This window comes from Streptomyces sp. NPDC001606 (assembly GCF_053596835.1).
This window is the reverse complement of the sequence record NZ_JBSFHC010000033.1, coordinates 1-14,157: the sequence shown is the minus strand read 5'-3', so window position 1 is coordinate 14,157 and position 14,157 is coordinate 1. Positions and strand designations below refer to the sequence as shown.

Here is a 14,157-nt window from a genome sequence, read left to right as displayed (position 1 = left end):
CACCCCCATCCCGAGGAAACCGACGAGGAACCCACTGTGCAGACATACCGTCAGGTGCTGAGCGTGCGCGGGCTGAAACCCGTGCTGCTGCTCGGCCTGCTGGCCAAGATCCCGGTCGTCGCCATCCCGATCGTCCTGACGCTGCGCGTCACCGTCGGACTCGACCTGAGCTATGCCCAGGCCGGTCTGGTCACCGGCGCCTGGACCGTCGGTGTCGCCATCGGCGCGCCCGTGCAGGGCCGGGTGATCGACCGGCGCGGGCTGCGGCCCCTGTTCGTCGTGGCCACCGTCGGCCAGGCCCTGTTCTGGGGTCTCGCGCCGCTGCTGCCGTACCCGGTGCTGGTGGTCGCGGCCCTGCTGTCCGGGCTGGTCCTGGTGCCCGGCTCCACCCTGGGCCGGCTGGCCATCTCCGGCCTGGTGCCGGAGGAGCAGCAGCACACGGCGTTCGCCGTCGACTCCATCCTCACCAACATCTCCTACATGACGGGCCCCGCGCTCGCGGTCCTCGTCTCCACCCAGCTGTCCACCGGGCAGGCGCTGCTCGGCGTGGGCACCCTGCTGCTGGTCAGCGGCAGCGCCATCGCGCTGCGCAACCCCCCGGTGACCCGCAAGGCCGCTCCCGCCGGGGCCGGGGAGCGGCCCGGGGGCTATCTGACGGCCGGTCTGGTGGCCGCGCTCGCCTGCGTCTTCGTCTCCGGCGCGGTCTCCTCCGGCACCGAACTCGCCATCGTCGGCAGCCTGAAGGACGCCGGGCAGGTCGGCTGGACCAGCCCCGTGCTGGTCGGCTGCGGCATCTGCTCCATCGTCGGCGGCCTGCTCTACGGCAGCCTGAAGAAGAGCCCGCCGGCCGCCCTGATCCTGCTGCTGATGGGCGTCACCACCGCCCCGCTCGGCCTCGCCCACGGGGCGCTGTGGCTGGGCCTGGCGCTGATCCCGGCCACCCTGCTGTACGCGCCGACCTTCGCCTCCACCGCGGCCGCCGTCAGCAGCCACGCCGACGACTCCGTCCGGGCCACGGTGATGAGCCTGTACTCCGTGGCCATGACCGCCGGCACCGCCCTGGGCAGCCTCGCCGCCGGCCTCGCCCTCGACCACACCGGCCCCGCCGGCGGGTTCGCCACCGTCGGCGGACTGGCCGTGGCGGTGGCCCTGATCACCTGGCCGGTGGCGCGCCGTACGACCGCCCGGTCCGACCGGCCCGCCTCCGCCACCAGCACCGAACCCGAGACCGTAGGGAGCCCCCAGTGACCTCCGCACCGCATGTCGTCATCGTCGATTCGTACGCCCCGACCCGGCTGCTCGCCGCCCAGTTCGAGAAGGCCGGAGCCTCGCTGGTGCGCGTACAGAGCACGGTGGAGGTGCCCGAGGTCTACCGGTCCTCCTTCGACGTCGACAACTACGTCGAGAACATCATCCACCGCGGCGACCTGGCGGAGACGGTCGCCGCGGTGCGCCGCTACCGGCCGGTGGCCGTGGTCGCCGGCGGCGAGATCGGCGTCGAGCTGGCCGACGCGCTCAGCGAGGCGCTCGGCCTGCCCACCAACGGCACCGCCCTCAGCGAGGCCCGCCGCGACAAGTACGTGATGATCGAGACCCTGCGCGCCGCGGGCGTCCCGGCCGCCCGCCAGCTGCTGGTGCGCGACGAGGACGAACTCGTCGCCTGGCACGAGTCGATCGGCGGCCGGGTGGTCCTCAAGCCCGTCCGCAGCGCGGCCGGCGACAACGTCTCCTTCTGCGACACCCCCGAGGAGTCTGTCGCCGCCTACCGGCGCATCCTCGGCGCGCCCAATGTGTTCTCCGAGGTGAACACGGCCGTCGTCGCCCAGGAGTACCTGGCCGGCACCGAGTACATGCTCAACACGGTCAGCCGGGACGGCGTGCACCACGTCTGCGAGATCTGGCGCACCACCCGCATCCTCGCCAACGGCGTGCAGGACCTCAACGACTCCGCCTACCTGACCGCGAGCCGCGGCGACGTCCAGGACCGGCTGGCCGATTACGCGCGGCGCGTCCTGGACGCCCTGGGCATCCGGCACGGCCCGGCGCACGTCGAGATCAAGATGACCAACGCGGGCCCGGTGCTGGTCGAGGTCGGCGCCCGGATCTGCGGCGGCAACCTGCCGTACTACGCCCAGCTCGCGGCCGGCGAGTCCCAGCTCGACTGGAGCGTGGACGCCTACCTCGACCCGGAGCGCTTCCACGCCCGCGCCCACGAGGACTACCAGCGCCGGCAGGTCGTGGCCAACGTGGCCCTGGTCTCCCCGGTCGAGGGCGTGCTGCGCGGCTACCGGGACCTGGACGCGATCCGCAACCTGGACAGCTTCAAGGACCTCAGCATCTACGTCCAGCCCGGCGACCGGATCAGCCGCACCGTGGACGACACCACCTACCCGGCGCTGATGTGGCTGATGCACGAGACCGAGGAGGTCGTGCTGCGCGACGCCGGCACCGTGCGCTACCTCGACGGCACCGGCTTCTACGACCTCGAACCCGAGGAGGGCTGATGGCCGCCACCCCGCCGCAGGGGGCACGCACCGGGCGGCACATCGTCGTCGTCAACCGGTGGGCCGAGCACTACGCCGCGTACGAACGCTATGTGGACCACGCGGCCGACCGGGTCACCTATGTGACCACCGAGGTCGGCCGGGCCGCCGTACCCGACGGGGCGGCGGATCTCCGCACCGTCGGGGCCACCGACGACCTCGCCGCGGTCGCCGCGGCCGTCCGCGAGCTGGCCGCCGTCCACGGCGGCCCCGACCATGTCGTCGCCCTCAAGGAGGACGACCTGCTGGTGGGCGCCCGGCTGCGCGAGGAGTGGGGCTGCCCCGGGCCCCGCCCGCAGGACCTGGCCCACTTCCGCGACAAGCACGCCATGGCCGACCGGGTCGCCCGGGCCGGCCTGGCGGTGCCCGCCTTCGCCCTGGTCCGCACCGCCGAGGAGATACGGTCCTTCGGCGCCGCCCACGGCTGGCCGCTGATCGTCAAGCCGCTCGCCGGCAGCTCCAGCGCCGGGGTACGGCGGCTGGACGGCCCCGAGGACGCCGAGGACCCTGCCCCGGCCGACGGACCGCTCCTCGCCCAGGCCTACGACCCGCGCCCGATCTACCACGTGGACGGCGTGTTCACCGGCGAGGAGCTGGCCGTCGTCCGCGCCTCCCGCTACCTCAACACCTGCCTGGACTTCCGCGGCGGCACGGTGCTCGGCTCGGTGGAGGAGAGCGACCCGGCCCTGCGGTCCGCCATCGCCGACTACAGCGTGCGCGTGCTGCGCGCCCTGTCCACCCGGGCCACCGTCTTCCACCTGGAACTCTTCGTGGACCGGGAGACCGGCGACTGCGCCTTCCTGGAGGTCGGCGCGCGGGCCGGGGGAGCGGAGATCCCGTTCGTCTGGCGCGAACTGCACGGCTACGACCTGGTGGAGACCGCGTTCCGGATCCAGCTGGGCCTCCCGCCCGCCCCCGCACCGGCCGACGCCGGCACCGAGGTCGGCGGCTGGCTGCTCGCCCCGGCCCCCGCCGAACGGCCCTGCCGGATCACCGAGATCACCTCCATGACCGGCCGCACCCCCGGCCCGTACGCCGAGGCGCTGCTGGCCCGCGGGGACGTGCTGCCCGAGGCCGACTCCTACTACGAGCACGTCGGCGGGCGCTTCCGGTTCCGGGGCGCCTCCTCGGCGGCCGTGGAGGAGGCGATCCGGGCCACCGCCGCGGACTTCCGGGTCCGGGCCGTGCCGCACACCGGCGGCCGCAGCAAGGTCGCGGAGCGCGCGCTGATCGCCTCCGTCGACCCGGAGCTGGCGCTCGACCTCACCGTGCTGACCGGGCCGAAGGAGCTGGCCGCGCATCTCGCGGGCCGCACCGGCACGGTCGTCCTGCGCCCGGAGTTCTCCGCCGACCGCGGCTCCGCGCTGTTCCACCGCCCGGACGGCCCGCCGGTCCCGGAGGAGCAGCTCGCCGAGCTGTGGGAGCGGGGCGGCGCGGTGGTCGCCCACGACTACCTGCCCGGGCGGCCCTACTTCGCCAACGGCACCGTCCGCAGGGGCGAGCTGACGCTGGCCGACTGCTGGGAGTGCTTCGAGATCACCTCGGGTGCCCAGTCGATCCTGACCAGCGTCGCCGACGTGCCCGCCGGCTCCGCCCTGGTCCCGCTGCTGACCCGGCGCCTCCAGAAGGTGGTCGACGTGGCCGGGACGGGGGACGGGCCGGTCCACTTCGAGCTGGTCATCGACGGCTACGACGGCGAGGCCCCGGACGTCCCGGAGTCCGCCCTGTCGATGAAGATCGTCAAGTTCGCCCCGCGGGCCGCGCGCGAGCCGCTGCCGACGCTGGCCTCCTGGCTGGTCGAGGCGCCGGACGTGCACGTCGGCGACTACTCGTTCGTGGTGCACCGGCCGGGCCGGCTCGCCCGGATCGAGTTCCTCGACGAGATCCGGTCCCGGCCGTCGTACGCGGGCGACGCGGAGTGCCCCGAGCCGGGCGCGTACGTCTCCCAGGAGGCGGGGGCGGGCGGCGCCTACACGGTGTGGCTGCGCAACCCCGACCGTGCGCAGCTGCTGGCGGACATCGCGTACTTCCAGCAGCTGAACGAGACGGGGATCTTCACGCTGGCGCCGTAGCACCGGGCAGTCGTGGGCGCGGATCCCCTCACCTCCGGGAACCGCGCCCCGGCCCGCCGACCCACGAAGGACTCACCATGCCCGCACCCACTGACACCATCCGCGTCGAGAAGGGCACCCCCACCGACGAGGAACTCGCCGCCCTCGCCCTGGTGCTGATGGCCCGCACCGCGGCCGCACCCGCCGCCGGCGACGAACCGCCCGCCCCCACCCCCCGCTGGCAGCCCCCCGGCCACGCGATGGCCCGCAGCTGGCGCCACACCACCCCGGCCGGACAGCCGTGAGCCCACTCCTCGCCGCCCGCATCGCCTGGGCCGCCATCACCGTGGCCGCGCTGCTCGCGGTCGCCGGCCCCGGCCTGTGACACCGAGTCAGGGAGAAAGAACCGAGTCAGGGAGCACGAGAGACGTGACCATCGCACCGCACCACACCACCGGCCCCGAGGACGTGCTCGTCAGCGACGCCGCCGTCCTGCACGGGCTGACCGACGAACTCGCCGCGCTGCGCCGCGAGGTGCGCCGGCTGACCGACCGCGCCGAGCTGAGCGCGCTGCTCGACCGCTACACGGTCCTGCTGGACACCCAGGACGACCACGGCTTCGACGCGCACTGGCCGGCCACCGTCTTCACCGAGGACGTGCGGCTGCACTTCCCGATCGGCACCCACGAGGGCCTCGCCGGGGTCGCCGAGTTCCACTACCGCGCCAAGATCCGCTTCGCCCGGACCATCCACCTCAGCGGCAACCACATCGTGCAGCTGGACGGCGACCGGGCGCGGGTGCGCTGCCACATGGTCACCACCCATGTGCACCGGCCCGCCCCGCAGCGGCCCGACCGGATCGGCGCGCTGTTCCAGCTCGGCGGGTTCGGCGTCGGCGAGGCGGTCCGCACCGCCGAGGGCTGGCGGCTGAGCGAGTGGGGCTTCACCGCCACCTGGGCCGACGGGCCGGGTCCGGACGGAACCCCGGTCATGTGACGGCCATGACCGAACCCCTCGCCCCGGAACGGCCCCTCGCCGCCACGGACCCGGTGGTGCGGGACGTCGTCCTCGACGCCGCCGGCGTCCAGCTCTCCGGACTGCTCGCCGAACCGGCCCACCGACCGCCCCGCGCGGTGGTCGTCGCGGTGCACGGCGGCGGGATGCGCGCCGGATACTTCGACAGCCGGGCCCGGCCCGGACTGTCCCTGCTCGTCACCGGGGCCGAACTCGGCTACACCGTGCTCGCCCTGGACCGCCCCGGCTACGGCCTGTCCGCCGAGCGGCTCCCCGAGGGGCTGCCGCTGGCGGCACAGGCCCAGACCCTGCACGCGGCGCTCGACGCCTACGCCCGCGAGCACCCCGTCGGCGCCGGGTTCTTCCTGGTCGGCCACTCCAACGGGGGCAAGCTGGCGCTGGCCGCCGCCGCCCACGAGGACGGCGCCCGGCTGCTCGGCGTGGACGTCTCCGGCGTCGGCACCTGTCTGGCCGTCACCCCCGAACAGCTGCCCGGGATCGCCGGGCACGGCGACTGGCGGCGGCACTGGGGCGCGCTGCGCCTCTACCCGCCGGACGCCTTCCGGCTCGGCCGCGCGCTGGTGTCCCCGATCCCGGCCGCGGAGACCCGGGAGTCCCTGCACTGGCCGGCCCTGTATCCCGCGCTGGCCGCCCGCATCCGCGTCCCCGTGCGCTTCACCTTCGCCGAGCAGGAACGCTGGTGGCGCTTCGACGAGGAGGCGGTCGCGGAGCTGCGCCGGCCGCTGGCCGCGCCGCGGGTGACGGTCGACCTCCAGCCCGACGCCGGCCACAACATCAGCCTCGGCTGGGCGGCCCGCACCTACCACCTGCGCGTCCTGAGCTTCCTGGAGGAATGCCTCCTGGCCCAGGACGCGGCGCTGCCCTGCCTCGGCGGCGGGCCCGCGCGGCCGGGCCATCCGCGCCCGCACCCGGCGCCGGCCCACGGCCCCGCCGGAACACCGACGACGTGACCTAGGAGACCCGTAATGGCTTCGTCCCTCACCACCCCGGTGGCCGCCCCCGCCGCCGACCGGCTCGCGGAGCTGGAGGACCGGCTGCGTGAACTGGAGGACCGGGCCCGGCTGGCCGAACTCGTGGACCGGTTCGTGCACGGGCTGGACTCCGCCGACGCGCCGACCGTGGACCAGTACCGCGAGATCCTCACCGAGGACGTCCGGCTGAACCTCCCCAACGGCACCCACCAGGGCGTCACCGGCCTCCCCGACTTCTTCGCCGCGCCGAGGGCCCACTGGGCCGGCAACCAGCACTACGCCACCAACAGCGTCATCGATCTCCAGGGCGACCGCGCCTCGGTACGCGCCAACATCCACGCCGTGCACATCCCGCACGACGCCTCCGCCCCGCTGTTCGCCGGCGGCGCCCACTACGACATCCGGGCGACCCGCACCCCCGCCGGCTGGCGGATCGCCGAGCTGACGGTGAGCGTGCTGTGGACCGCGGAGGGAGGGCGCGCATGACGCCCGGCCTCCTCCAGCGCGAGCAGCCCGGCGCCCTCCGCGGCGAGCAGCCCGCCCCGCCCGTATCCGAGTCCGCGCCGCGGTCCGAACCCGCGACCGAGCGGCCCGCGCTCCTCGCGGGGGAGGAGCGCGACGTCCCCGACCGCCACATCTTCCGCGGCATCGACTGATGCGCCGCCCGGCGTCCGAGAGGAACAAACTGCCATGAAAGCCCTGGTGTTGTCGGGCGGGTCGGGGACCCGCCTGCGGCCCTTCAGCTACTCCATGCCCAAGCAGCTCATCCCCATAGCCAACAAGCCGGTCCTGGAGCACGTCCTGGACAACGTCCGCGCCCTCGGCGTCACGGAGGTCGGCATCATCGTCGGCGACCGGGCCCCGCAGATCGCCGCCGTCATCGGCGACGGCTCCCGGCTGGGCCTGGACGTCACCTACATCCCGCAGGACGAGCCGCTGGGCCTCGCCCACTGCGTCGCGCTGGCCCGGGACTTCCTCGGCGACGACGACTTCGTCATGTACCTGGGCGACAACATGCTGCCCGACGGGGTCGAGGACATCGCCCGCGAGTTCGCCGAGCAGCGGCCCGCCGCGCAGATCGTCGTGCACAAGGTCGCCGACCCGCGCGCCTTCGGCGTCGTGGAGGTCGGCCCGGACGGCTACGTCGAGCGTCTCGTGGAGAAGCCCGAGCAGCCGCGCAGCGACCTCGCCGTGGTCGGCGTCTACTTCTTCACCCCCGCGATCCACCAGGCGGTGGCCGCGATCGAGCCCAGCCCCCGGGGCGAACTGGAGATCACCGACGCCATCCAGTGGCTGGTCTCCCAGGGCGCCCGGGTCGCCGCCAGCGAGTACGGCGGCTACTGGAAGGACACCGGCCGCGCCGACGACGTCCTGGACTGCAACCGCAAGCTCCTGGAGGGCCTCACCCGCAGCGTGCGCGGCGAGGTCGACGCCAGCAGCGTCCTGGTCGGACCGGTCGTCGTGGAGGAGGGCGCCCGGGTGGTCGCCTCGCACATCACCGGCCCCGCGATCATCGGCGCCGGCACCCTGGTCGAGCACAGCGACATCGGCCCGGACACCTCCATCGGCCGGGACTGCGTGCTGCGCCGTACCCATCTGGAGTCGTCCATCGCGCTCGACGGCTCCACGGTCACCGAGGTCCGCGGGCTGCACGGCTCGCTGATCGGCCGGATGGCCACCATCGGCCCCGGCGACGGCCGCAGCCCGCACCACCGGCTGGTCGTCGGCGACCACACCCGGATCGAGGTGGCGGCATGAGGATCCTGGTCACCGGCGGCGCCGGCTTCATCGGCTCGCACTACGCCCGCACCCTCCTGGACGGCGGCTACCCCGGCTACGAGGACGCCCGGGTCACCGTCCTGGACAAGATGACCTACGCGGGCAACCGCGACAACCTCCCCGCCCGGCACCCGCGGCTGGACTTCGTGGAGGGCGACATCTGCGACCTGCCGCTGCTGCTGGACCTGCTGCCCGGCCATGACGCCGTGGTGCACTTCGCGGCCGAGTCGCACGTCGACCGCTCGCTGGAGTCGGCCGCCGACTTCGTCCGCACCAATGTCGACGGCACCCAGACCCTGCTGGAGGCCTGCCTGCGCACCGGTGTGCCGCGCGTGGTGCACGTCTCCACGGACGAGGTGTACGGCACGATCGACGAGGGATCCTGGACCGAGGAGTGGCCGCTGCTGCCCAACTCGCCCTACGCGGCGTCCAAGGCGGCCTCCGACCTGATCGCCCGCGCCTACTGGCGCACCCACGGCGTCGACCTGTCGATCACCCGCTGCTCCAACAACTACGGCCCCTACCAGACGCCCGAGAAGCTCATCCCGCTGTTCGTCACCAACCTGCTGGAGGGCAGGGAGCTGCCGCTGTACGGCGACGGGCGCAATGTGCGCGAGTGGCTGCACGTGGACGACCACTGCCGGGCCATCCAGCTGGTGCTGACCCGCGGCCGGGCCGGCGAGGTCTACAACGTCGGCGGCGGCAACGAGCAGACCAACCGCGAGATCACCGAGCGGCTGCTGGAGCTGTGCGGCGCCGACTGGTCCGCGGTCCGCCATGTGGCCGACCGCAAGGGCCACGACCGGCGGTACTCGCTGGACGAGACCAAGATCCGCGAGGAACTCGGCTACGCCCCCCGGGTCCCGTTCGCCGAGGGCCTCGCCGACACCGTGGCCTGGTACCGCGACAACCCGCAGTGGTGGAAGGCCGCGAAGGACCGGGCGGCCCGGCTGTGACCGGCCGCCGGGTGCTGGTCCTGGGCGCCACCGGGTTCCTGGGCCGGCACATCGCCGACACCTTCGAGGCCGCGGGCGACCGGGTGCTCCGGGTGTCCCGGACGGCGCCCCCCGACGCGGCGGGGCGCCGGGCCGCGTTCGACCTCACCGCGGCCACCGCCTCCGGGCTGGCCGCGTTCCTCGCGGCCCACCGCCCCGACGTGGTGGTGAACGCGGCCGGCACCGTCTGGCAGGCCGACGAGCAGCGGATGCGCGAACTCAACGACGCGTTCGTACGCCGCCTCGTCACCGTCCTGCCCGAACTGCCCGCCCCGGTACGGCTGGTGCAGCTCGGCAGCGTGCACGAGTACGGCCCCACCCCGGCCGGCGTCCCGCTGACCGAGGACCTGCCGGCCGCACCGGCCGGCACCTACGGCCGTACCAAGCTGGCCGGCACCCGCTGGGTGCTCGACGCGGCGCGCGGCGGCCTGGACGCGGTCGTGGTCCGGGTCGCCAACGCCTGCGGGCCCGGCGCCCCGCCGGAGAGCCTGCTGGGCAAGGTCGCCGCCGAACTCGCCCGCCAGGCCGCCGACCCGGCGGCCCCGGGCGAGCTGCGGCTGGCCCCGCTGCGCGCGATGCGCGACTTCGTCGACGTACGCGACGCGGCCGACGCGGTGCTCGCGGCGGCCGGCGCCCCGCGGGGCGTGGCCGCCGGGCTGCTCGTCAACATCGGCCGCGGCGAGGCCGTACCGGTACGGCGACTGGTGGACCGGATGATCGCGCTCAGCGGACTGCCCGTACGGCTGGTCGAAGAGGCCCCCGCCGACGGCACCCGCTCCACCACCGAGTGGCAGCGCACGGACATCACCCGCGCCCGGCGCCTGCTGGGCTGGCACCCCCGACGCGAGCTGGACGAGTCCCTCCGGGACCTGCTGACCGCCACCCGGCTCGCCCCTGTGTGAAGCACGCACGGCGGAAACGACACACCACCCACTCCGACGCAGGAAGGCGACCATGAGCGTCCACAAGGAACTGGTCCTGGACGAGGTCCGCAAGTACCACCGGGACACCCAGCCCACCGGCGGTTTCGTCCCCGGCACCACCGAGATCTGGCCCTCCGGCGCCGTCCTGGACGAGGAGGACCGGGTGGCGCTGGTCGAGGCGGCCCTGGAGATGCGGATCGCGGCCGGCCGCAGCTCCCGGCTGTTCGAGTCCCGGTTCGCCCGCCGGCTCGGCCGCCGCAAGGCCCATCTGACCAACTCCGGGTCCTCGGCCAACCTGCTCGCGACCACCGCGCTCACCTCGCACCTGCTGGAGGACACCCGGCTGCGCCCCGGCGACGAGGTGATCACGGTCGCGGCCGGTTTCCCCACCACCGTCAACCCGATCCTCCAGAACGGCCTGGTCCCGGTCTTCGTCGACATCGAGCTGGGCACCTACAACACCACCGCGGACCGGGTCGCCGCCGCCATCGGCCCCAAGACCCGGGCGATCATCATCGCGCACGCCCTGGGCAACCCCTTCGAGGTCGCCGAGATCGCCCAGCTCGCCGAGGACCACGACCTGTTCCTCATCGAGGACAACTGCGACGCCGTCGGCTCCACCTACCGCGGCCGGCTGACCGGCACCTTCGGCGACCTCACCACGGTCAGCTTCTACCCGGCCCACCACCTCACCATGGGCGAGGGCGGCTGCGTGCTCACCTCGAACCTGGCGCTGGCCCGCATCGTGGAGTCGCTGCGCGACTGGGGCCGGGACTGCTGGTGCGAGCCCGGCGAGAGCAACAAGTGCCTCAAGCGGTTCAAGTACCAGATGGGCACCCTGCCGGAGGGCTACGACCACAAGTACATCTTCTCCCACGTGGGGTACAACCTGAAGGCGACCGACCTCCAGGCGGCCCTCGGCCTCACCCAGCTCGCCAAGCTGGACGACTTCACCGAGGCCCGCAAGCGCAACTGGCGGCGGCTGCGCGACGGCCTGGACGGCACCCCGCACCTGCTGCTGCCCGAGGCCACCCCGAACAGCGACCCGAGCTGGTTCGGCTTCGTCCTCACCGTCCAGCCGGACGCGCCCTTCTCCCGGGCCGCGCTGGTCGACTTCCTGGAGGACCGCAAGATCGGCACCCGCCGGCTGTTCGCGGGCAACCTCACCCGCCACCCCGCCTACATCGGCACCAACCACCGCGTGGTCGGCGAGCTGACCAACAGCGACATCGTCACCGAGCAGACCTTCTGGATCGGCGTCTACCCCGGCCTGACCGACGAGATGCTCGACTACGTCATCGCCTCCGTGCGCGAGTTCGTGGCGGCCCACTCATGACCGCGCCCACCCTCACGCGCAAGCTGCTCAAGCCCCGCCAGGACACCGCGCTGCCGGCCAGGATCGCCCGCTCCGCGGCCGCCACCACCGGCGCCGGGCTGCGCACCGAGGACTTCGCCGACTGGCTCGACGGACGCCGCCGCGCCCACCGCTTCCAGGTCGACCGGATCCCCTTCGCCGAGCTGGACGGCTGGCACTTCCAGGACGGCACCGGCGACCTCGTGCACCACACCGGCCGCTTCTTCTCCGTGCACGGCCTGCACGTCCGCACCGCCGGGGACGCCGAGCAGGAGTGGTACCAGCCCACGATCAACCAGCCCGAGGTGGGCATCCTCGGCATCCTGGTCAAGGAGTTCGACGGCGTCCTGCACTTCCTGATGCAGGCCAAGATGGAGCCCGGCAACCCCAACCTGCTCCAGCTGTCGCCGACCGTGCAGGCCACCCGCAGCAACTACACCAAGGTGCACCGGGGCGCCGACGTCCGCTACATCGAGTACTTCACCGACCCGCGCCGCGGCCGCGTCCTCACCGACGCGCTCCAGTCCGAGCACGGCTCCTGGTTCCTGCACAAGAGCAACCGCAACATGATCGTCGAGGCGATCGGGGACGTCGAACCGCACGACGACTTCTGCTGGCTCACCCTCGGCCAGATCGGCGAACTGCTGCACCGGGACAACGTGGTGAACATGGACTCGCGGACCGTACTGGCCTGCGCGCCCTTCCCCGACCCGGACGGCGGCGCGCTGCACTCGGACACCGAGCTGCTGTCCTGGTTCACCGCCGAACGCTCCCGGCACGACCTGCACGTCCGCCGGGTCCCGCTGGCCGGGCTGCCCGGCTGGCGGCGCGACGAGCACACCATCAGCCACACCGAGGGCCGCTACTTCGACGTCGTGGCCGTCCGGGTGCAGGCGGGCAGCCGCGAGGTCAGCGGCTGGACCCAGCCGCTGTTCGCCCCGGCCGGGACCGGCGTGACCGCGTTCCTGACCCGGACCATCGGCGGGGTGCCGCACGTCCTGGCGCACGCCCGCGTCGAGGGCGGCTTCCTGGACACCGTCGAGCTGGGCCCCACCGTCCAGTACACCCCGGGCAACTACGCCCACCTGGACGCGGCGGACCGCCCGCCCTTCCTCGACCTGGTGCTGAACGCGGACCCGGCGCGGATCCGCTACGACGCCGTGCACGCCGAGGAGGGCGGCCGCTTCCTGGACGCCGTCAGCCGCTATCTGATCGTGGAGGCCGACGCGGACGAGGCACCGCTCGACCCGCCGCCCGGCTACCGCTGGGTCACCCCGGCCCAGCTCACCACGCTCGTCCGGCACGGCCACTACGTCAATGTGCAGGGACGCACCCTGCTCGCCTGCCTGAACGCGATGAGGACACACACCTGATGCCATCCCTTCGGATCGGCGTGCTCGGCTGCGCGGACATCGCCCGGCGCCGGCTGCTGCCCGCCATGGCGGCCGCCGACGGCATCGAGATCGCCGCGATCGCCGGCCGCGACGCGGACCGGGCCCGCACCCTCGCCGAGCAGTACGGCGCCCGGCCCGTGCACGGCTACGCCGCGCTGCTGGAACGGGACGACGTGGACGCGGTGTACGTGCCGCTGCCCGCCGCGCTGCACGCCCGCTGGACCGAGGCCGCCCTGCGCGCCGGCAAGCACGTGCTCGCCGAGAAGCCGCTCAGCACCGACCCGGCGGCCACCGCCGCCCTGCTCGCCCTGGCCCGCCGCTCCGGGCTGGTCCTGGCGGAGAACGTGATGTTCGTCCACCACCCCCAGCACGAGACCGTACGACGCTGGATCGCGGACGGCGTCATCGGCGAGGTCCGCGCCTTCCGCGCGGAGTTCGCGGTGCCCCGGCTGCCCCGGGGCGACATCCGCTACAGCGCCGGCCTCGGCGGCGGCGCCCTGCTGGACACCGGCGTGTACCCGGTCCGGGCCGCGCTGCACTTCCTCGGCGACGAGCTGCGGGTGCTGGGCGCCCGGCTGCACACCGGCTCCGGCGACGAGGTGGACACCTCCGGTTCGGCGCTGCTCGGCGGCCCGGACGGGGTGGGCGTCCAGCTGACGTTCGGCCTGGACCACGCCTACGGCTCCCGCTACGAGATCTGGGGCAGCGAGGGCCGGCTGACGGTGGACCGGGCCTTCACCCCGCCGGCCGACCACCGGCCCCGGGTGCGCCTGGAGGGCCGGTCCGGTGTCGAGATCAGGGAACTGGAGCCCGCCGACCAGGTCCTGGCGGCGGTCCGTGCCTTCGCGGCCGCCGTCGCCGCCCGTGCCGTACCCGACGAGCGCTGTCTGCGCCAGGCCGAACTCCTCGCGGAGATCCGGCAGACGGCCCACAGAGAGCTGACCGCAGTGTCATGAACCGCAGTGTCATGGAGAACCAGTGGACCGGAATGTGATGAAGAACGAGTCGAAGCCAGTCCGGCGTCTGGACCGGGTGATCATCCGGTTCGCGGGGGACTCGGGTGACGGTATGCAGCTCACCGGTGACCGGTTCACCTCGGAGACCGCTTCTTT

The 14,157-nt window shown here is 73.7% G+C and carries 14 protein-coding genes; all 14 read left to right on the top strand.

All coding sequences use genetic code 11. The features are described 5' to 3' along the window. The first annotated feature begins 36 nt into the window (after positions 1-36). The 14 genes from ACWCV9_RS36255 (at position 37) to ACWCV9_RS36190 (ending at position 14,001) form a co-directional block, all read left to right on the top strand. Positions 37-1,248, top strand: coding sequence for an MFS transporter (locus ACWCV9_RS36255; protein ID WP_450793124.1), 1,212 nt, complete (start codon positions 37-39; stop codon positions 1,246-1,248). Next, positions 1,245-2,504: an ATP-grasp domain-containing protein gene (locus ACWCV9_RS36250; protein ID WP_450793122.1), complete on the top strand. Its 1,260-nt coding sequence runs from the start codon at positions 1,245-1,247 to the stop codon at positions 2,502-2,504. The genes ACWCV9_RS36255 and ACWCV9_RS36250 overlap by 4 nt, the downstream gene beginning before the upstream one ends. Further along, positions 2,504-4,615, top strand: a complete 2,112-nt coding sequence (locus tag ACWCV9_RS36245; RefSeq protein ID WP_450793120.1) for an ATP-grasp domain-containing protein — start codon at positions 2,504-2,506, stop codon at positions 4,613-4,615. Before ACWCV9_RS36250 ends, ACWCV9_RS36245 begins: the two co-directional genes overlap by 1 nt. 77 nt (positions 4,616-4,692) lie before the next feature. Continuing rightward, positions 4,693-4,899: an acyl-CoA carboxylase epsilon subunit gene (locus tag ACWCV9_RS36240; RefSeq protein WP_450793118.1), complete on the top strand. Its 207-nt coding sequence runs from the start codon at positions 4,693-4,695 to the stop codon at positions 4,897-4,899. Between the two features lie 124 nt (positions 4,900-5,023). Further along, positions 5,024-5,590 (top strand): nuclear transport factor 2 family protein, encoded by a 567-nt coding sequence (locus ACWCV9_RS36235; RefSeq protein ID WP_450793116.1) that lies wholly within the window; start codon positions 5,024-5,026, stop codon positions 5,588-5,590. Between the two features lie 5 nt (positions 5,591-5,595). After that, positions 5,596-6,579 carry an alpha/beta hydrolase gene (locus tag ACWCV9_RS36230; protein WP_450793114.1) on the top strand — a complete coding sequence of 328 codons (984 nt, stop codon included), beginning with the start codon at positions 5,596-5,598 and terminating at the stop codon, positions 6,577-6,579. 15 nt (positions 6,580-6,594) lie between these two features. After that, entirely contained in the window at positions 6,595-7,086 is a 492-nt protein-coding gene (locus ACWCV9_RS36225) for a nuclear transport factor 2 family protein (RefSeq protein WP_450793112.1), read from the top strand. Next, a complete protein-coding gene (locus ACWCV9_RS36220) occupies positions 7,083-7,256 on the top strand; it encodes a hypothetical protein (protein ID WP_450793111.1) in 174 nt (57 codons plus the stop codon). The genes ACWCV9_RS36225 and ACWCV9_RS36220 overlap by 4 nt, the downstream gene beginning before the upstream one ends. A 34-nt stretch (positions 7,257-7,290) precedes the next feature. Further along, a complete protein-coding gene (locus ACWCV9_RS36215) occupies positions 7,291-8,358 on the top strand; it encodes a glucose-1-phosphate thymidylyltransferase (protein WP_450793109.1) in 1,068 nt (355 codons plus the stop codon). Continuing rightward, positions 8,355-9,335, top strand: coding sequence for a dTDP-glucose 4,6-dehydratase (gene rfbB / locus ACWCV9_RS36210; protein WP_450793107.1), 981 nt, complete (start codon positions 8,355-8,357; stop codon positions 9,333-9,335). Before ACWCV9_RS36215 ends, rfbB begins: the two co-directional genes overlap by 4 nt. Beyond that, positions 9,332-10,276, top strand: a complete 945-nt coding sequence (locus ACWCV9_RS36205) for an NAD-dependent epimerase/dehydratase family protein (RefSeq protein WP_450793105.1) — start codon at positions 9,332-9,334, stop codon at positions 10,274-10,276. Before rfbB ends, ACWCV9_RS36205 begins: the two co-directional genes overlap by 4 nt. Positions 10,277-10,328: 52 nt before the next feature. Next, a complete protein-coding gene (rfbH, locus tag ACWCV9_RS36200) occupies positions 10,329-11,633 on the top strand; it encodes a lipopolysaccharide biosynthesis protein RfbH (RefSeq protein WP_450793103.1) in 1,305 nt (434 codons plus the stop codon). Further along, positions 11,630-13,024, top strand: a complete 1,395-nt coding sequence (locus tag ACWCV9_RS36195) for an NDP-hexose 2,3-dehydratase family protein (protein WP_450793101.1) — start codon at positions 11,630-11,632, stop codon at positions 13,022-13,024. The genes rfbH and ACWCV9_RS36195 overlap by 4 nt, the downstream gene beginning before the upstream one ends. Beyond that, the gene (locus ACWCV9_RS36190) at positions 13,024-14,001 is read left to right on the top strand and encodes a Gfo/Idh/MocA family protein (RefSeq protein WP_450793099.1); all 978 of its coding nucleotides are present in this window, start codon (positions 13,024-13,026) and stop codon (positions 13,999-14,001) included. Before ACWCV9_RS36195 ends, ACWCV9_RS36190 begins: the two co-directional genes overlap by 1 nt. Positions 14,002-14,157 lie beyond the last annotated feature (156 nt).